This is a genomic window from Lutibacter sp. (assembly GCF_016342705.1).
GTDB lineage: Bacteria > Bacteroidota > Bacteroidia > Flavobacteriales > Flavobacteriaceae > Lutibacter.
This window is the reverse complement of sequence record NZ_JAEINV010000004.1, coordinates 113694-132644: the sequence shown is the minus strand read 5'-3', so window position 1 is coordinate 132644 and position 18951 is coordinate 113694. Positions and strand designations below refer to the sequence as shown.

Annotated in this window: 15 protein-coding genes and 1 tRNA gene; 12 read left to right on the top strand and 4 right to left on the bottom strand. The window is 30.4% G+C overall.

Annotated elements, in window-relative coordinates; genetic code table 11:
• The first annotated feature begins 11 nt into the window (after positions 1 to 11).
• From kbl to JEY78_RS05340, 10 genes are all read left to right on the top strand, one after another.
• Complete coding sequence (gene kbl, locus JEY78_RS05385) at positions 12 to 1205, top strand: glycine C-acetyltransferase (RefSeq protein ID WP_291847672.1); 1194 nt, start codon at positions 12 to 14, stop codon at positions 1203 to 1205.
• Between the two features lie 119 nt (positions 1206 to 1324).
• On the top strand, positions 1325 to 2686 hold the full coding sequence (locus JEY78_RS05380) for an OmpA family protein (RefSeq protein WP_291847669.1): 1362 nt from the start codon (positions 1325 to 1327) through the stop codon (positions 2684 to 2686).
• A gap of 120 nt (positions 2687 to 2806) precedes the next feature.
• Positions 2807 to 4171: an OmpA family protein gene (locus JEY78_RS05375; RefSeq protein ID WP_291847666.1), complete on the top strand. Its 1365-nt coding sequence runs from the start codon at positions 2807 to 2809 to the stop codon at positions 4169 to 4171.
• A gap of 79 nt (positions 4172 to 4250) precedes the next feature.
• Positions 4251 to 6995 carry a PD-(D/E)XK nuclease family protein gene (locus JEY78_RS05370; protein ID WP_291847663.1) on the top strand — a complete coding sequence of 915 codons (2745 nt, stop codon included), beginning with the start codon at positions 4251 to 4253 and terminating at the stop codon, positions 6993 to 6995.
• A 9-nt stretch (positions 6996 to 7004) separates the two neighbouring features.
• Positions 7005 to 7853 carry an alpha/beta hydrolase fold domain-containing protein gene (locus JEY78_RS05365; protein WP_291847660.1) on the top strand — a complete coding sequence of 283 codons (849 nt, stop codon included), beginning with the start codon at positions 7005 to 7007 and terminating at the stop codon, positions 7851 to 7853.
• A complete protein-coding gene (locus tag JEY78_RS05360; protein ID WP_291847657.1) occupies positions 7850 to 8356 on the top strand; it encodes a GNAT family N-acetyltransferase in 507 nt (168 codons plus the stop codon). The genes JEY78_RS05365 and JEY78_RS05360 overlap by 4 nt, the downstream gene beginning before the upstream one ends.
• The gene (locus JEY78_RS05355; RefSeq protein WP_291847654.1) at positions 8349 to 9683 is read left to right on the top strand and encodes an MATE family efflux transporter; all 1335 of its coding nucleotides are present in this window, start codon (positions 8349 to 8351) and stop codon (positions 9681 to 9683) included. Before JEY78_RS05360 ends, JEY78_RS05355 begins: the two co-directional genes overlap by 8 nt.
• Before the next feature lie 11 nt (positions 9684 to 9694).
• Positions 9695 to 10450, top strand: coding sequence for an enoyl-CoA hydratase/isomerase family protein (locus tag JEY78_RS05350; RefSeq protein WP_291847651.1), 756 nt, complete (start codon positions 9695 to 9697; stop codon positions 10448 to 10450).
• Positions 10451 to 10453: 3 nt separating this feature from the next.
• Positions 10454 to 10636 carry a hypothetical protein gene (locus tag JEY78_RS05345; protein ID WP_291847648.1) on the top strand — a complete coding sequence of 61 codons (183 nt, stop codon included), beginning with the start codon at positions 10454 to 10456 and terminating at the stop codon, positions 10634 to 10636.
• Positions 10637 to 10656: 20 nt separating this feature from the next.
• A complete protein-coding gene (locus JEY78_RS05340; protein ID WP_291847644.1) occupies positions 10657 to 11109 on the top strand; it encodes a 6-carboxytetrahydropterin synthase in 453 nt (150 codons plus the stop codon).
• A gap of 110 nt (positions 11110 to 11219) precedes the next feature.
• Here the strand turns inward: JEY78_RS05340 and pth are convergent, their stop codons facing one another.
• The 3 genes from pth to JEY78_RS05325 all read right to left on the bottom strand — a co-directional run bounded on the left by pth (position 11220) and on the right by JEY78_RS05325 (position 13530).
• Positions 11220 to 11786 carry an aminoacyl-tRNA hydrolase gene (pth, locus tag JEY78_RS05335; RefSeq protein WP_291847959.1) on the bottom strand — a complete coding sequence of 189 codons (567 nt, stop codon included), beginning with the start codon at positions 11784 to 11786 and terminating at the stop codon, positions 11220 to 11222.
• Between the two features lie 154 nt (positions 11787 to 11940).
• On the bottom strand, positions 11941 to 12567 hold the full coding sequence (locus JEY78_RS05330) for a 50S ribosomal protein L25/general stress protein Ctc (RefSeq protein WP_291847641.1): 627 nt from the start codon (positions 12565 to 12567) through the stop codon (positions 11941 to 11943).
• 21 nt (positions 12568 to 12588) lie between these two features.
• Positions 12589 to 13530: a ribose-phosphate pyrophosphokinase gene (locus JEY78_RS05325; protein WP_291847637.1), complete on the bottom strand. Its 942-nt coding sequence runs from the start codon at positions 13528 to 13530 to the stop codon at positions 12589 to 12591.
• 123 nt (positions 13531 to 13653) lie between these two features.
• On the opposite strand from JEY78_RS05325, the gene JEY78_RS05320 reads away from it, so the two are divergent.
• Positions 13654 to 13735: transfer RNA gene (locus JEY78_RS05320), tRNA-Leu, on the top strand.
• Positions 13736 to 13828: 93 nt separating this feature from the next.
• Here JEY78_RS05320 and JEY78_RS05315 read toward each other — a convergent pair.
• Complete coding sequence (locus JEY78_RS05315) at positions 13829 to 15427, bottom strand: DUF6377 domain-containing protein (protein WP_291847635.1); 1599 nt, start codon at positions 15425 to 15427, stop codon at positions 13829 to 13831.
• A 530-nt stretch (positions 15428 to 15957) separates the two neighbouring features.
• On the opposite strand from JEY78_RS05315, the gene JEY78_RS05310 reads away from it, so the two are divergent.
• A complete protein-coding gene (locus JEY78_RS05310; protein WP_291847631.1) occupies positions 15958 to 18942 on the top strand; it encodes a SusC/RagA family TonB-linked outer membrane protein in 2985 nt (994 codons plus the stop codon).
• Positions 18943 to 18951: the final 9 nt, after the last annotated feature.

Below are 18951 nucleotides of genomic sequence, written 5' to 3'. Positions count from 1 at the left end.
ATAACCAAATTATGTACGGAAAAATTCAACAACACTTACAAAAAGAATTACAAGAAATAAAGGATGCCGGTTTGTATAAATCGGAAAGAATTATAACGAGTTCTCAAGACGCAGTCATTAAAATTAGCACAGGAGAAGAAGTTATCAATTTTTGCGCAAATAATTATTTGGGATTATCCAATAATCCAGAAGTTATTCAAGCAGCAAAAGAAGCCTTAGATTCTCACGGGTATGGAATGTCTTCAGTTCGTTTTATTTGTGGAACGCAAGATATTCACAAACAATTAGAACAAACAATTGCAAATTTCTATCAAACAGAAGACACTATTTTATATGCAGCAGCTTTTGATGCAAATGGAGGTGTTTTTGAACCTTTATTTTCAGATGAAGACGCCATTATTTCCGACTCTTTAAATCATGCATCTATTATAGATGGTGTTAGATTATGTAAAGCAGCGCGTTATAGATATGATAATAATGACATGGCTTCATTAGAAGAACAACTAATTGAAGCATCAAAAAAAGAACATCGTTTTAAAATTATTGTAACAGATGGTGTGTTTTCTATGGATGGGGTTGTTGCTAGTTTAGATAAAATTTGTGATTTAGCAGATAAGTATGATGCTTTAGTTATGGTAGATGAATGCCATGCAGCTGGATTTATTGGTAAAACCGGAAGAGGAACGCTGGAACTTAGAAATGTAATTGGTAGAGTTGATATTATCACAGGGACTTTAGGTAAAGCACTTGGAGGCGCAATGGGAGGTTATACAACTGGAAAAAAAGAGATTATTGAGCTATTACGCCAAAGGTCTCGCCCTTATTTATTTTCAAACTCACTAGCTCCGGCTATTGTGGGTGCTTCGTTAAAAGTATTTGAAATGATATCTAGAGATACATCCTTAAGAGATAAACTAGAAGAAAATACGAATTATTTTAAAGAAAAAATGATAGCAGCTGGTTTTGATATTGTTAGAGGAGACTCAGCTATTGTGCCCGTAATGTTGTATGATGCTAAATTAGCTCAAGAAATGGCAAGTCAATTATTGGAAGAAGGCATTTATGTAATAGGTTTCTTTTTTCCAGTTGTTCCAAAAGGAAAGGCCAGAATAAGGGTTCAATTGTCTGCAGCTCACACTAAAGAACATTTGGACAAAGCAATAAAAGCCTTTATTAAAATAGGAAAAAAGTTGAAAATTGTCTAGATTTATTCTAATATTGTACAGTATTTAAGAATATTTTGTAAATTTGCTAAAATTTAAGATACTGCGTAAGCTTATTTCAGGTTAAAAATAAAAAGAACATTTAATTTAATTTATTGAAAATGAAACACTTAAAAATTGCCTTACTGGCTTTGTTAATGATTGCATCCTTTAGCAATACTAACGCTCAGGACAAAGAAAACCCTTGGATGTTAACTTTTGGAACTAATTCTATTGATATTAGTACAAATTCTGATGCGAAGTCAGGATATTTCGGGTCATTTGATTATGATGGAAACAATTTAAACATACTTCCTTGGTTAAGTAAAATTTCTGCATCTAGATATTTAGATAAAGGATTTAGTTTAGAATTAGCTGGATCATATAATAAAGTTGATAGACCTTGGGGATCTGGGGCTGATGTAACTTTTGCAGCGGTTGATTTAAACGTAAAATATGATTTAAACAATGCTTTAGGCCAAACAGGTTGGTTTGATCCTTTCTTATATGTTGGTGTAGGAGAAAACTGGGTTGGATCAAAAGATGGTATAAGTGTAAATGTTGGTGGAGGTTTTAATGCTTGGATTTCTGACAATGTTGGGATTAACTTCACTTCAGGTTATAAAAAAGTAAATACACCTACTGATTTTAAAATGTTTCAACATTCAATTGGTTTAACTTGGAAATTCGGAAACTCTGATACAGATGGTGACGGAATTAGAGATAAAGATGATGATTGTCCAGGTGTTTTTGGTTTAGCTGAATTTAATGGTTGCCCTGATACAGATGCTGATAATGATGGTGTTATGGATTGTTGTGATAAATGTCCAGACGTTGCTGGTTTAGCTGAATTCCATGGTTGTCCTGATACAGATGCTGATGGTGTTCCTGATATGAAAGATAAATGTCCAACTGTTGCAGGTTTAAAAGAAATGCATGGTTGTCCAGATGCTGACGGAGATGGTGTTACAGATAAAGATGATGCTTGTCCAAATGTACCAGGTCCTAAAACAAATGCAGGTTGTCCTTTTAAAGACACTGATGGAGATGGTGTAATTGATTTAATTGATAACTGTGTTGAAGTTCCAGGTCCTGCTGCTAATCACGGTTGTCCAGAAATATTTAAAGATGAAACTACAGTAAACGCGGCTGCAAAAGGTGTTAATTTTGATACAGGAAAGTCTGAAATTAGAAAAGATGTTGCAGTTATTTTAGATCAAGTTGCTACTGTTTTAAATCAAAATGAAAACTTAAAGTTTAACTTTGCTGTAAATGGTCATACTGACAATACAGGTTCTGCTGCTAAAAACATGAGTTTATCTACTGCTAGAGCAAATTCAGTGAAAGCTTATTTAGTTAGTAAAGGAGTTAGCGCAGACAGATTATCTACAAAAGGATTTGGTCAAACAGCACCTATTGATACAAATGCAACTAAAGAAGGTAGATTTAACAATAGAAGAGTTGAGATAAAAGAAATTAAATAATTAATTTTTTATATATAACATAAAAGCTGTCTCATCCTTGAGACAGCTTTTTATTTTATAATTTTTAATCATTTTAGGCTATCTTTATAAAATAGTTGAATTACAAATAAATTACAAACAATGAAACAATTTAAATTAATTTTAATAGGTTTATTACTAGTTGTTGGGACTAGTAGTTTGAGTGCTCAAGATAAAAATAATACAATAGCAATTGGAATAGGATCTAATGCGGTTGATTTTTATCCAACAAACGCAGGTCTTGCGGGTCACGGAACCTGGTTTAGTGAATATTTTAATACGGGTGATCACTATAATGTTTTGCCTGCTATTTCAAGAATAACAGCAAGTAAATATTTAGCAGATGGATTTAGTGTTGAAGCGGCTGGATCTCTAAATAAAATTTCAAAAGTTGGAGATAATAATGTTTCTGACCTTTCTTATTTTGGATTAGATGGTGCGGTAAAATATGATCTTAATGAAGTGATTGGTGAAACATCTTTTGTAGACCCTTACGCATTAGTTGGAGGAGGTTATACTTGGATGGATAATTACGGAACTGGTACTTTTAACGGAGGTATAGGTATAAACTTTTGGTTCAACCAAAATATAGGTTTAAACTTAGAATCTAAATACAAACATACATTTGAAAGTGCTATTGTTCAACATTTTCAACATTCATTTGGTGTAGTTATCAAATTTGGTGGAAATGATAAAGACGGAGACGGTGTTTATGATACATATGATGCGTGTCCAGAAGTTTTTGGTTTAAGTGAATATAATGGATGTCCAGACTCTGATAATGATGGCATTATTGATTCTAAAGATGATTGTCCAAATGTTGCAGGGATTCCTGCTTTAAACGGTTGTCCTGATACTGATGGTGATGGTATAGCGGATAAAGATGATGCTTGTCCTACTGAGAAAGGAACAAAAGCTAACAATGGTTGTCCTGATACTGATGGTGATGGCGTTGTTGATAAAAATGATGCATGTCCAAATGTTGCAGGTCCAATAGAAAATAAAGGTTGTCCTTGGCCAGATACTGACGGAGACGGTGTTTTAGATAAGGATGATGATTGTATTAATGTTGCTGGACCCGCATCAAACAAAGGATGTCCAGAAATTACTAAAACAGAGGTTGCTAAATTAGAAGAATTGTTTAAAACAGTTTATTTTGATACTGGAAAATCTACATTTAAAAAGGAAACTTTTGCCAAATTGGATGAGGCTGCAGTTATTATGTCAAAATTTAGCACAGCTAAATTTACAATTGAAGGTCATACAGATAGTGTAGGAGGTGATGCTAGAAATTTAGAACTATCTCAAAGTAGAGCTACTGCTGTAAAAGATTATTTAGTAAGTAAGGGAGTTTCTTCAAGTAATTTAGATGCTAAAGGATATGGAGAAAAAAATCCAATTGCTACAAATATGAATAGAGCTGGAAGAGCTCAAAATAGAAGAGTTGATGTTAAATTAGTGAACTAATTAATAAAACTTAAAATAACTTTAAAAAGCCACTCTATTAGAGTGGCTTTTTTTATTTTTATAATCTTAAAGAAGTCATATGAATTCGTTTATTTCAAAAGTTGTAAAAGATGTGTTTAGTAAACATACCAAGAGTAGTACTATTATCTTTATTTTACCTAGTCAAAGATCTTGTGTGTTTTTAAAAGAAGAATTAATTTCTCAAGCTACTTCAGTTCAAGTATTGCCAAAAATTATCAGTATTGAAAATTTTATTCAAGAATTAGCAGACATACAACTTATAGATAATATTCAACTTATTTTTGAATTTTATTCCATCTATAAAAAAAAGATGCCAGCTGAAAATGTTGATACATTTGAAACATTTTCACAATGGGCAACTATAGCTTTACATGATTTTAACGATTTAGATAGTTATCTGGTAGATACCAATGCTTTTTTTGAAAACCTAAGAGATGTAAATAGACTTAATGAATGGTTTGAAAATAAAAAACCTAGTGAATTAGCCATTAATTATTTTCAATTTTTTGAATACTTAAACATATTATATACAACATTCTATAAAGATTTAAGAAAAAATAAGGTCGGCTATCAGGGACTTATTTATAGAGAGGCCACAAAAAACTTAGAATTTTTTATGCAAAACCAAGGTGATAGCAATTTTGTGTTTGTTGGTTTTAATGCACTAAATAAAGCTGAAGAGACAATTTTTCAGGAGTTATTAAATAATAATTTAGCAACCATTTATTGGGATACCAGTACGGCTATTTTAGATAATTTAAATGAGGCTGGAGCCTTTTTAAGACGTTATAGAAATGAATGGCCTTACTATAAAAAAAATCCATTTTTATGGGTAGAAAATCCTGAAACTTCTGCTAAAAATATCCGAATTATTGGAGCCCCTAAAAATAATACCCAAATAAAATATGTAGGTGAATTATTTTCGGGATTTCAAAAATTTAATGAAACAGCTCTGGTGTTGGCGGATGAAAATTTATTACCAATTACTTTAAACTCGTTACCAAATAATGTTGAAAATATAAATATAACTATGGGGTATCCTTTAAAAGATATTCCATTTGCAAGTTTGTTTGAAAAACTATTTAAACTACATTTAAATCAACAAAAATTTTCCGACACTAGCAAAGGCCAATTTTATTTTAAAGACCTGTTAAAAGTGTTTAATGATCCTTTTTTGAACCAATTGAATGGGGAAGTACTCCAAAAATTAATTTCAAAAATTAAGTTGCAGAATTCAATATTTTTATCATTAACAGAGTTGAAACATTTTTTAACAACTTTGGAATGTGAGGATATGCAATTAATATTTTCTCTAGTAAACTTTTCTTCTGATGTAAATGCCTTTATTAAAAAATGTATAGATCTAATAACCGAAATAAAAACGTTTGTAGTAGGAGTTGAAAAAGAGTATTTATTTAGATTTTACAGTATATTTCAGCAATTAGAGACTTTAAATAACAAATACAAACATATAGATAATTTAAAAACGCTAAATTTATTTTTTCATCAGTTATTGCAAAATGAAAAATTGTCATTTCAAGGAGAGCCATTAAAAGGGTTACAATTAATGGGGATGTTGGAAACAAGAGCGTTAGACTTTGAAACGGTTATAATCACATCCGTAAACGAAGGCGTATTACCTGGTGGTAAAAATGAAATTTCATTTATTCCGTATGATGTAAAAAAATATTTTGGCTTGCCAACGTACCAAGAAAAAGATGCCATTTTCTCGTATCATTTTCAAAGATTGTTACAACGGGCTACAAATGTGTATTTATTATATAATACAGAATCTGATGGATACGGTTCTGGCGAAAAAAGTAGGTTTTTAACAAAATTGGAAATTGGGAATAGTGTTATAGAAAAAATAGTAATTAGTCCAAAAGTTCAAAAAGTTGAACATGTTTTACTAGAAATACCTAAAACTCCTGAAATTATAGAAAGCCTGAAAGCAGTTTTTGCAAAGGGAATTTCACCTTCTGCTATTGCAAATTACATTTACAATCCTATTAAATTTTATGAACAAAAAATTCTTAAAATAAGCGACGATAATGAAGTTGAAGAAACTATTGCCGTAAACACCATGGGGACTGTAATTCATGAGGTATTGGAAAGTTTGTATAAACCTTTTGTTAATCAATACATTACAAAAAATGATATAAAAGAAATGTTTGAAAAAATTGAAACGTTATTGGTTTTTAATTTTGAAGAATATTACACAAAAGGAAATATAAAAACAGGAAAAAATAAACTTATTTTTGAAGTTTGTAAAAATCATATTGAGAGATTTTTAAAACAAGAAATGGATATTTTAAATCAGAATAAACAACTTAAAATTATTTCATTAGAAAAGAATCTTGAAACTTTTATTGAAATTGAAGGTGTGGATTTTCCAATAAAAATAAAAGGAATTGTTGATAGAATTGATGAATTGGATGGTGTTACCAGAATAATAGATTACAAAACCGGAAAAGTTGAGGCGAAAGATTTGAAAATATCTGATTTTTCGCTGTTAAAAGAAGATTACAAATATACCAAAGCACTTCAGGTATTATTGTATGCTTATATATTTACTAAGGACGAAAATTATAACAATTCAAAACCTTTAGAAGCCGGTATTATTTCATTTAAAAACTTAAACTCAGGGTTTTTAAAAATGAATTTTTCAGAAAAAAGAGGCGCAAATGAAAACAGTATTCAACCAGAAAATTTAGACTTATTTTTAGACACGATAAAAGAAATTATTGTAGAAATATTAAATCCAGACATTCCGTTTAAACAAAACGAGAATTTACCTTTTTAAATCATAAAAATGAAATCAATAATAAACACAGTTGTAAAAAGTAAGCTCCATAAAAAACCAATAGTAACCGATGTTTATTTCAATCAAAACAACACAAAAAAAGCAGTAGTTATTTTTTGTCATGGCTACAAAGGATATAAAGACTGGGGCGCGTGGAATTTAACAGCCCCAAAGTTTGTGGAAAGCAATTTGTTTTTCGTTAAATTTAATTTTTCTCATAACGGTGGAACGGTTGAAAACGCAATTGATTTTCCAGATTTAAATGCTTTTGGAGAAAATAATTTTACCATAGAATTAAATGATTTAGAAGATGTCATAAATTGGATTTGTACCAACGAAAGTTTTGAAAATGAAATTGATGTTAAAAATATTATTTTAATTGGACATTCTCGTGGAGGTGGAATTGTATCCATAAAAGCTTCAGAAAACAGTAAAATTTCCAAAGTAATTACGTGGTCTTCTGTGTCAGATTTTGGAACGCGTTTTCCTACAGGAAATCTTTTAGAAACGTGGCGAAAAGATGGAATATCATACGTTGAAAACTCCAGAACCAAGCAAAAAATGCCACATTACTTTGAGTTTTACACAAATTTTAAAGAAAATGAAGCGAGGTTAACTATTAAAAATGCAATTTCTAAATTAACCATTCCACATTTAATTATTCACGGATCAAATGACGATGTTGTGTTGCCAAACGAAGCTGAAAATTTACATTCTTGGAATCCTAACAGTGAACTTTTATTAATAAAAGATATGAATCATTCGTTAGGTAATATACAACCTTGGAATAGTAAAATTATGCCAAATTATTTAGAGAAAGTTGTTGCTAAAACCATTGAATTTATTTTGAGAAAATGATTAAAAAAGCATCCATAAAAGATTTAAATCAAATGTATTCACTTACAAAAAGTTGTGCACAACACTTAAATGAAAAGGGAATTTTTCAATGGAATGAACATTATCCTTCCTTAGAAGTTTTAAAGAATGATATTGAATTGCAACAACTTTATAAGCTTGAAATTGACAACACAATTATTGGAATTATAGCGCTTACCGAAATTGAAGATGTTGAATATAAAAGTGTACAATGGTTAACTAACAATTCAAACAATTTATATATTCATAGGTTGGCAGTGCATCCAAAATTTCAAAGTAAAGGTTATGCGCAACAGTTAATGGATTTTGCAGAAAATTACGCTAGTGAAAACAACTATAATTCCGTGCGATTAGATACGTTTAGTCAGAATTCAAGAAATATAAAATTCTATCAAAACCGAAATTATAAACAGTTAGAATCTATATATTTCCCCAAACAAAGTGCATTTCCTTTTTATTGTTTTGAACTTGTTTTAAATGCATAAAAAAACGAACATATCTTTTAAATCTATTAATAAATTAGCCATTCCAGCCATTATTTCTGGAATCGCAGAACCGTTACTCTCAATTACTGATACTGCTATTGTTGGAAATATTCAAGATCACCCAACGGAAGCTTTGGCAGCTGTTGGTATTGCGGGTTCTTTTATATCTGCAATGGTTTGGATTTTGGCGCAAACACGTTCTGCTATTTCTGCAACTGTTGGGAAATATTTAGGCGCTAAAAAACTACATGAAATAGATACTTTGCCAGCTCAAATTATTGGAATTAATATTGTATTAAGTGTGTTTATTTGTTTGGTCTCACTTTTTTTTGTAACAGAAATATTTCAACTATATAATGCGGAAGGGCTCATTTTAAACTTCGCTGTGGAATATTTTAAAATTAGAGCTATTGGATTTCCATTAACCTTATTTGTTTTTTCTGTTTTTGGTGTTTTTGGAGGGCTTCAAAATACATTTTGGCCAATGGTAATAAGTATTATAGGCGCTGTTTTAAATATTGGTTTAGATTTTTTATTAGTGTTTGGTGTTGAAGGTTTTTTAGAACCAATGAATATTGTTGGCGCTGCGTGGGCAAGTGTTATTTCACAATTTATTATGGCAATTTTAGCCTTAGTTTTATTACTTAAAAAAACACCTTTTAAGTTAAAAATATCGTTTCCTTTTAATAAAGAAATTGGAAAGTTACTGTCTATCAGTTTTAATTTAGCAATACGTGCTGCAGCTTTAAATGTAGCGTTGTATTTGGCAAATTCATTCGCTACAAAATATGGTAACAATTATATTGCGGCACAAACTATAGCCTTTCAAATATGGTTATTTTTTGCTTTTTTTATTGACGGGTATGCAAGCGTTGGAAATATTGTATCTGGAAAATTATTAGGAGAACAGAACTATAAAAAACTATGGAAATTGAGTTTGAAACTAAGTAAATATTCCGTTGGAGTTGCTTGTATTTTAGCATTAATATGTGGTTTGTTTTACTTTCAAATAGGAGAATTATTTTCACAAGATGAAGTTGTTTTAACATCCTTCTATAGTATTTTTTGGATTGTTTTAATTATGCAGCCCATAAATGCAATTGCTTTTGTTTATGATGGAATTTTTAAAGGGTTGGCTGAAGCTGCAACATTAAGAAACTTATTAATTTTTGCTACTTTTTTCGGGTTTTTACCCGTGTTATTAATTGGAGATTATTTTAATTTAAAATTATATGCCATTTGGATTGCTTTTGCAGTTTGGATGTTGATAAGATCTAGTGTGTTGGTGGTGAAATTTAGAACAAAATATTTGATTAAAAACCCGTAACTTTGGCAATTATGAGCAACGGAAGTTTATACACACATATTCAAAATAATATTGCAACGGTTGAATTTTTTCATCCAGCAAGTAATTCGTTTCCAAGTGAATTATTACAACGTTTAGCAACCGCTTTTACTGAGCTAAGTATAAATAAAGAAGTTCATGTAATAATTTTGAAAAGTGAAAAAGAAGGTGCCTTTTGCGCAGGAGCTTCGTTTGATGAATTGGTGGCAATTTCAAATTTTGAAGATGGAAAACAATTTTTTTTAGGTTTTGCCAATGTGATTAATGCCATGCGTTTGTGTTCAAAACTAATAATTGGTCGTATTCAAGGTAAAGCAGTTGGTGGCGGCGTTGGTTTAGCTGCGGCTTGTGATTATTGTTTAGCTACAGAACAAGCGTCTGTGAAATTATCTGAATTAACCATAGGTATTGGTCCGTTTGTCATTGAGCCAGTTGTTGAGCGTAAAATGGGAGTTGCAGCTTTAAGTGAGTTAACATTAGATGCGACTAGTTGGAAAACGGCTTATTGGGCAAAGGAAAAAGGATTGTTTGCTACTGTTTTTCAAACGATTGATGAATTGGATAAAGAGGTTGAAAATTTAGCAAATAATTTGGCAAGTTATAATCCAAATGCTTTAGTTGAAATGAAAAAAGTACTTTGGAAAAACACTGAAAACTGGGAACAGTTATTAAATGAGAGAGCCGAAATAAGTGGGAAACTAGTGTTGTCTGAATTTACCAAAAAGGCACTTCAAAAATTTAAAAAATAAGAAATGTTAGGAAGTTTTATTGCGCTTTTGCAAGAAGTATCTATTGAAGAGAAGCTTAAAAACGCTCCAGATGGTGGTTATGAAATAGGTATTATAATTGGTACATATTTACCATTTGTACTTTTGGCAGGCATTGCATATTTTGTGTATTATAAGGCAAAAAACCGAAAAGATTTAGAAGATTAAATTAATAACTCAAATTAGAAATGAGTAAAATAAGAATAACAAAACAATTCGATTTTGAAACGGGTCATGCATTGTATGGCTATGATGGTAAATGTAAAAATGTTCACGGGCATAGTTATAAACTGTCGGTTACTGTAATTGGTAAGCCAATAAAAGATGCATCAAATGTAAAATTAGGAATGGTGATAGATTTTGGCGATCTTAAAAAAATAGTGGCTTCAGAAATTGTAAATAAATTTGATCACGCTACTGTTTTTAATAAAAATACGCCACATATTGAGTTGGCGGCTGAATTAGAAAAAAGAGGACACAGCGTTATTTTAGTAGATTATCAGCCAACAAGTGAAATGATGTTGATAGATTTTGCTCAAAAAATTAAAAGCAGATTACCAGAAAATATTGAGTTACATTCATTAAAATTAAGAGAAACTGGTACTTCCCATGCGGAATGGTATGCAAGTGATCAAAATTAGCTAGAATTTTTATTCTGAAGGTGTGTCGAATTTATTTTTAGAACTTAGTTTTAGAAGTGAATCTGAAAACTAAGATTCAATACAACTAATTAAATTGTATGGATACAAGATTATTTACCGTTAAAGGCATTCATAGTATTATTTAAGCCTGCCGTTCCAAAAGATTTGATAATCTCACACCCTTTATCTAAACGTTCAGGAAGCGCTTTGTTTTCTTCAGAATCCCATTCGCCTAAAACGTAATCTACTTGTTTTCCTTTAGAAAAGTCTGCGCCAACACCAAATCTAAATCTAGCATATTGCTGGGTGTTTAAAACCGCATTTATATCTTTTAAACCATTGTGACCGCCATCACTTCCTTTAGCTTTTACTCTAATTGAGCCAAATTCTAAATTTAAATCATCACAAATAACCAATAAATTTTCAATAGAAATTTTCTCCTTTGTTAACCAATATTTTACTGATTTTCCGCTTAAATTCATGTATGTTGAAGGCTTCAATAAAATAAAAGTTCTTCCTTTAAATCTGAATTTAGCTATATCGCCTAACTTTTCTGTTTCAAAAGTTATGTTTTCTTTTGATGCCAATTCGTCTAAAACTTTAAATCCAATATTGTGTCTGGTATTTGCGTATTTTTCACCAATATTTCCTAAGCCAGCAATTAAAAATGTTTTCATATTATTTTCAGGTGGTGTTTCTTTTTTAAAACCAAAAATAATTTTCGCCAATTTTTTTAAAATCATTTAGCAAAAGTAATAAAAAAGAATGCTTTTTTTAAAAAGAAAAAGCGCTGCAATTGCAACGCTTTTATAATGTTTATTAGATTTAGACTTATTCAGCAGAAGTTTCTTCAGCAGCTCCATCTTCAGCAGCTCCTTCTTCACCTTCTTCATCTTCATCATCAGTTAATACAGCACTACGTGCAGTTCTAACCTGAACAACTACTGTATTTTCTGGGTGTAAAATTGAGAATTTATCATTTTTTAAAGCTGTAACATATAATTTATGTCCAATTCTTAATTTAGAAATGTCAGCATTAATAAAATCAGGTAAATCAGCAGGTAAAGCTCTTACGCTTAATTTACGCATTGCAAAACGAAGCGATCCACCATTTAAAACTCCTGGTGAAACACCCACTAATCTTACAGGAATATTCATTGTTACTAACTTATCATCAAATAATTGATAAAAGTCCACATGTAAGATTTTGTCACTTACTGGGTGAAACTGAATGTCTTGTAAAATTGCATTGTAAGTTTTTCCTTCTAACTCAATCGTTGCTGTATAAACGTTCGCTGTATACACTAATGGTTTGAATGAAACTTCATCGGCTGAAAAGTGTAATGGCTTGTCCCCTCCGTATAATACGCAAGGTACCTTTCCAGCATTACGTAAGGCTTTAGTAGCTACTTTACCCACGCTTTCTCTTTGAGATCCTTTGATTGTAATTGATTGCATTTATTTATATTTAATTATTATTTACATTAAAAATTGTCCACTGATGGATCTGTTGTCTTGTACTTTATGCATAACATCAGCGAATAAAGGGGCGCAAGATACAACTTTTATTTTAGAACACGCTCTTTTTAAAGGAATTGTATCAGAAACTATTAATTCTAATAATTGAGATTTTTCAATTCTGTCATAGGCTTGCCCAGAAAGTATAGGGTGCGTACAAACTGCTCTTACGCTTAAAGCTCCTTTTTCCATCATTAAATCGGCTGCTTTGGTAAGTGTTCCTCCTGTGTCAATCATATCATCTACTAATATTACGTTTCTACCTGCAACATCACCAATTAATTCCATGGTGTCAATTACATTGGCTTTTAGGCGTTGTTTATAGCAAATTACTACTTCACTTTCTAAATATTTTGAATAGGCATATGCTCTTTTAGAACCACCCATATCAGGAGAAGCAATTGTGATATTTTCTAAATTTAAACTTCTTACATAGGGTAAAAAGATGGTAGATGCGTATAAATGATCCACTGGTTTTTCAAAAAAGCCTTGAATTTGATCTGCATGTAAATCCATAGTCATAATTCTAGTAGCGCCTGCCGCTTGTAATAAATTGGCAACTAATTTTGCGCCGATTGCAACACGTGGCTGATCTTTTCTATCTTGGCGGGCCCAGCCAAAATAAGGAATTACTGCGGTAATATGTCTAGCTGAAGCTCTTTTAGCTGCGTCTAATATTAACAGCATTTCCATTAAATTGTCTGAATTTGGGAAAGTTGATCCAACAATAAAAATACGTCTTCCTCTTACCGAGTCAACTAGGGCTGGTTGAAATTCGCCATCACTAAAATTAGAGATAACTACATTTCCTAACGTTAAGCCATAGTGTTTAGCTATTTCCAACGCTAATTCTTTACTTTGCCTACAGGCAAAAATTTTAGGTTCTAATTGACAGTTTTCCATTTTGTTGTTGTGTTGTTGTTTGTAGTGCAAATTTAAAATTATTTACATAGCATTTAAGTAACTTAATGAAAAATTTATGCTTTAGATGAAAAAAATTTATAAATTTGCAATCCAATTAAAAATGCCCCGATGGCGGAATTGGTAGACGCGCTGGATTCAAAATCCAGTTCTTTCGGGAGTGTGGGTTCGATTCCCACTCGGGGTACATGTTAAACCTGGTAGATGAAGTTCTATCAGGTTTTTTTCTACCACTTTATATTGGTTGTGTGAATTGTAATTTTAGTAACAAAGAATATTTTTAAAGTGTTTTAATAGCCATTATTTTTTCTTCAAAAGTATCTTTACAATTAGACTTACTTTTAATTTTTGTTTTATAAGTATAAATTGTTGAGATAGAAAGTTCTAAAAAATCAGCAACTTGACTACTGTCTTGAATACCTAACCTATAAAGAGCAAAAATTCTAAGTTCAGTATTTAAAAGTTCAGTTTTAAAAATATCTGCTCTTTCGTTTTCCGGAAAAAGAGCGTAATATTCTTCTTTAAATGAAGGAAAAAGCTTCAAAAAAACTTCATCAAATTGATGAAAAAGATGCTCCCTTGCCTTTTTTACACTATATCTTTTTAAAATAGGAATCACTTCATCTGGTCTTTTAGCAATAATTTTTTGAAGTGTGCTTTTTTGAAGAGTATCAATTTTATGAATAAAGTCTGAAGTAACTTTTAAAAAATAAGTAATATACTCTTGTTTTATAATATCGGCTTCTTTAAGATTTGTGTTTAGCTCTTGTAACTTAGCGTTTGTTTCAACCAAATTTTTTCTAGAAATGTTTCTACTTTTTAGTTGCTTTACAATGATTATTGAAAAAATAAATACAACTAATGCTAATATAATCAGTAAGAAAACAATTTTTTTCAACATGTTTTTTTGTCCTTCAATTTTATGAAGTTGCGCTTTTTCAATAATAGGTAAAATGGTAGAAATTTCAATTTTTCGATGACGTGCATTATAAAAAGTAGCATCTTCCATCGCCAAGGAAATGTACTTATTAGCTTTATCTAAATCGCCTAATTTGTACAATTCACTTGCCAAATTTCTTAAAGCAACTGTTTCTTTTGTTGCATTTTCTAAGTCAGAGATTGCAGAAAGCGTTAAATATTCAATATTTTTTTCATTAAAACCTTGTACTGAATAAATATAAGCAAGACTTGAAGTCGCAATTCCGTAATAATCGGGTTGTAAATCAAGATTGTTTAACCAATAAGTATAGGCTTGCTCAGCTGCATTCCAATCTTGAATTCTCAATTTTTTCAACCCTTCAGTATTATAATAATCATTAGTATTTGGCTCAACGTTTTCAAGTGCTAAATCCAAATTTTCATTCCCTTTATGAACATAATTTATGGTATATCTAAAATCTCTGGTGTAATCTGCTAAATCATAAAAAGCTCTTGCTGTTACGGCATAATATTGAAATTTAATATTTTTTGGTAATGAATTAACTGGAATGCTCGAAAGTGTATCAATAGCTTCTTTAAATAGTCCAGATGAAAGAAGTACAAAACCCTCATTAATTTTTGCTCTAGAAAGTTTTACCGAATCTTTTAAAAAAATTGCTTTTTCCTTCGCTAAATCTATATAATAATAAGCGGTGTCGTATTGAAAAGATTTGTATTCATTAAATAAGAGCATATAAGATTCATATAACTCATGATTGTTGCCGCCATAAATATTTTTTTCTAAATTTAATTTTAGAATGGCAATTTTTTCATACTTTTTTTTCAGATAAAAATTTTTATTTGTAATCGTTTTTTCAAGTCTTTGAAGCAATGTTATAGAATCGGAAGCAGCAACATTAATACTTAAATTCACAAAAATTAACAGAAAGATATATCGCATTTATATTTTATAATTATAACAAGATTTTAAAGGTAGCTATTATTTATAAATGTTTCAATTTTGAATGTATAAAAATCAAAATTACACTTTTATTATAAGGAATTATGTTAAAATATAGCATAGTGTATTTTTATAATAATATAAGTTTTTTAAACTTAAATTATTATAAAAAATAGAAAATTACTCAATTTACACATAAAATCCATATGGATTTTTTTTAAAATAGTCTAGATTTTTATTTTGCTTAAATTCTAGTAAAAAGCTAATATAAAGCATTTTAATTTTAATATAATATCTTTTTTATCTAGATTTTTAATTCACTTTTTTTCTCAGCTCCTCTTTGTGTCTAATTTTGAGAGAATAATTAACCAAATTAATTAATTCAAATCAAATATGTATGCAAAACCAAACAAATTATTATTAAAGTGAATTCTAAAACTAATTAACAACAATCCTTAATTTGAAAAAACATGAATATAAAATTTAAGAATAATGGATTAAGATATTCACTATTCAAAACACATTTTAAAATGAAACATTTATTGCTAATTATTTTAGTCCTAATATTAAATGTTCAAAATAATTTATATGCAAATAGTAGCTCCAATGAATTAACTATTTCAATAAATAATAAAGATCAAGAAAAAACTATCAATGGAATTGTAACTGATGAAAATGGGTTGCCTTTGCCTGGAGCATCAATAATTGAAAAGGGAACTTTAAATGGTGTAGTAACCGATTTTAATGGAAATTTTAGTATAAAAGTTGCCAACCAAAATGCTATTATTGAAATAAGTTTTATAGGTTATAAAACACAATTAGTAAAAGCAAGTGTAGCTTCCTTTAAAATTCAATTATTACCAGACACTACAACTTTAGATGAAATTGTACTTATTGGTTATGGATCTGCAAACAGAAAAGACGTAACTGGATCGGTAGTTTCTATTTCAGAAAAAAACATGAATGAAGGTGCTGTAACAAGTCCTCTTCAGTTAATTTCAGGAAAAGCAGCGGGTGTTAATATTACACAAACAGGTAGCGAGCCTGGATCATCACCAAGCGTTAGAATTCGTGGAATTTCATCGTTAATTGGAGGAAACGATCCTTTAGTTGTTGTGGATGGAATTCAAGGAAATATGGATTTATTAAACCAAATTCCACCAAGTGAAATTATTTCGATTGATATTTTAAAAGATGCATCGGCAACAGCTGTTTATGGATCTAGAGGTGCTCCAGGTGTAATTATTGTGAGTACTAAAAAAAATAAAGTAGGCAGATCAACTGTTGAATACATTGCAAGTTCAGCAATTGATTTTATTCCAAAAAAATTGGATATGTTAAATGCTAATCAGTGGTGGGAACAAGCGCAATTAGTTGGTGTTCCAGCTTCTGCAAATCACGGTTCAAATACCGATTGGTATAATATTTTAACTAGAAGCGGTTTAACACAAAATCATACATTAGCTTTTGGAGGTGGAACAGATAAGTTTAGCTATAGAGCTTCTATAAGTGCTATTTTGCAAGACGGTGTTGTAATAAATTCTAATAATAAAAAATATATTGGTAGAATTCAAGCTACGCAATCTGCTTTGGATGATAAATTAAAATTAACATTCAACCTTAATAGTGGAATTACAGAAACAAAAAGTAGTGTTCAAAGTATTGGAAGGGCAGCATTTACATCAAATTTAATTTCTAATGCGTATGTAATGCGTCCAACAGATCCAGTTTTTAATTCAGATGGAAGTTATTATACAGATCCAAATGTTTTTCAATATCTAAATCCTTATGCTGTTTCACAAACAGTCACGAATGAAGGACAATATGATAATTTGTTTGGAAGTTTAAAAGCAGATTTAGAATTAACAAAAGGTTTGACAGTAGGTTGGTTTGGAAGCTGGAGAAAAACAAATAATACCAATGGTTTTTATTTGCCAGCAGTTTCAACAAGTTCATATGCAATTGATCAAAATGGATATGCAAATATTAACACAAATAAGCAAAATGAAAAACTAACAAATGTTAGCCTTACCTATAAAGAAATTTTTGGAGACCACAGCATTAATGCATTAGTGTTATACGAATGGCAAAATCAAACCTATCAAGGGAATTATGCACAAGCTAGAGGTTTTTTAAATGATATTGCAACATACAATGCATTACAACTTGGAGACTTGTCTAAAGTGGTTCCTGGAGATTTATCTTCTTATAAAAACGATAGAACTTTAGTGTCATTTCTAGGTCGTGTAAATTATTCGTTTCTAAATAAATATTTAGTAACTGCTAGTTTAAGACGTGATGGTTCTTCAGTATTTGGAGCAAACAATAAATGGGGTAGTTTTCCATCGGCCTCAGTTGCTTGGCAAATTGACCAAGAGCCTTTCATGAAAAACCAAAAAATATTTAATCATTTGAAATTACGTGGTGGTTATGGTGAAACAGGAAACCAACAAGGGTTGTACCCGCAAAATTCAATTTCTTTAGTGGGCGGAGCTGGTGTAACTTATTTTGGAGGATCACAAATTACCAACTTTAATGTAACTCAAAATGCCAATGAAGATTTACGTTGGGAAACTAAAAAACAAACAAATGTTGGAGTTGATTTTGCCCTTTTAGACAATAAATTAAAAGGATCTATAGATGTTTACACTTCTACAACGGATGATTTATTGTTTGATTATACAGTCCCTCAACCACCATTTCCTTATGGAACAATTAAAGCAAATGTAGGAAGTATTTTAAATGAAGGAATTGAAATAGGATTAGGATATGATCTAATAAAATCGGATAATACAACTTTAACGCTTGCTGGAAACGTATCCTTTATTAGAAATGAAGTGTTAAATTTAAGTGGAAGTATTAATGGAGTTCCTTTAAATACCGATTATGTTTCTTGGGGTCCAAATTCTTATTTAATTGAAGGGCAACCAATAGGTACTTTTAATATTTTACATCATACAGGAAAAGACGGTGTTAATTCTGAAACAGTTTTGGACGTTGATGATAATGGAATTATAGACCAAGGAAATGAAAGTCCTGATAGATTGATAAATGGCTCAGCGCTACCTACATACACCTTTGCTTTTAATCCAACTTTTCAGCATAAAAATTTAGATGTTTCTATGTTATGGAGAGGTTCAGGAGGAAACAAAATATACAATAGTATACGATCTACATTAAGTTATCTTGAAAATATAGGGAAATCAAATGTTTTAGAAAGTGCAGTGCCTTTAGGCTTATTTAACTCAAAATACGGATCAGATTTATGGCTTGAAGATGGCTCTTTTATCCGATTAGAAAACGTAACTGTCGGTTATAATTTTAACTTGGAAAATGTAAAATATATTGAATCTGTTCGTCTTTCATTTACTGGAAACAATCTATTATTAATTACAGATTATTCTGGAATAGATCCAGAACTTAATTTAAGTGGCGGAAATGGTTTTGGTGGAGATAATGGAATTTATCCACGAACCAGAAGTTTCTCTTTAGGGTTAAATGTTAAATTTAAATAGTAAAAGAAA

Bases quoted from the DNA above. Each gene is read 5' to 3' on its own strand.
- JEY78_RS05355 (WP_291847654.1), top strand. From the start codon at position 8,349: ATGCATAAAAAAACGAACATATCTTTTAAATCTATTAATAAATTAGCC.
- JEY78_RS05375 (WP_291847666.1), top strand. From the start codon at position 2,807: ATGAAACAATTTAAATTAATTTTAATAGGTTTATTACTAGTTGTTGGG.
- JEY78_RS05325 (WP_291847637.1), bottom strand. From the start codon at position 13,530: ATGGAAAACTGTCAATTAGAACCTAAAATTTTTGCCTGTAGGCAAAGT.
- kbl (WP_291847672.1), top strand. From the start codon at position 12: ATGTACGGAAAAATTCAACAACACTTACAAAAAGAATTACAAGAAATA.
- JEY78_RS05380 (WP_291847669.1), top strand. From the start codon at position 1,325: ATGAAACACTTAAAAATTGCCTTACTGGCTTTGTTAATGATTGCATCC.
- JEY78_RS05350 (WP_291847651.1), top strand. From the start codon at position 9,695: ATGAGCAACGGAAGTTTATACACACATATTCAAAATAATATTGCAACG.
- JEY78_RS05315 (WP_291847635.1), bottom strand. From the start codon at position 15,427: ATGCGATATATCTTTCTGTTAATTTTTGTGAATTTAAGTATTAATGTT.
- JEY78_RS05370 (WP_291847663.1), top strand. From the start codon at position 4,251: ATGAATTCGTTTATTTCAAAAGTTGTAAAAGATGTGTTTAGTAAACAT.
- JEY78_RS05330 (WP_291847641.1), bottom strand. From the start codon at position 12,567: ATGCAATCAATTACAATCAAAGGATCTCAAAGAGAAAGCGTGGGTAAA.
- JEY78_RS05360 (WP_291847657.1), top strand. From the start codon at position 7,850: ATGATTAAAAAAGCATCCATAAAAGATTTAAATCAAATGTATTCACTT.
- JEY78_RS05340 (WP_291847644.1), top strand. From the start codon at position 10,657: ATGAGTAAAATAAGAATAACAAAACAATTCGATTTTGAAACGGGTCAT.
- pth (WP_291847959.1), bottom strand. From the start codon at position 11,786: ATGAAAACATTTTTAATTGCTGGCTTAGGAAATATTGGTGAAAAATAC.
- JEY78_RS05365 (WP_291847660.1), top strand. From the start codon at position 7,005: ATGAAATCAATAATAAACACAGTTGTAAAAAGTAAGCTCCATAAAAAA.
- JEY78_RS05310 (WP_291847631.1), top strand. From the start codon at position 15,958: ATGAAACATTTATTGCTAATTATTTTAGTCCTAATATTAAATGTTCAA.
- JEY78_RS05345 (WP_291847648.1), top strand. From the start codon at position 10,454: ATGTTAGGAAGTTTTATTGCGCTTTTGCAAGAAGTATCTATTGAAGAG.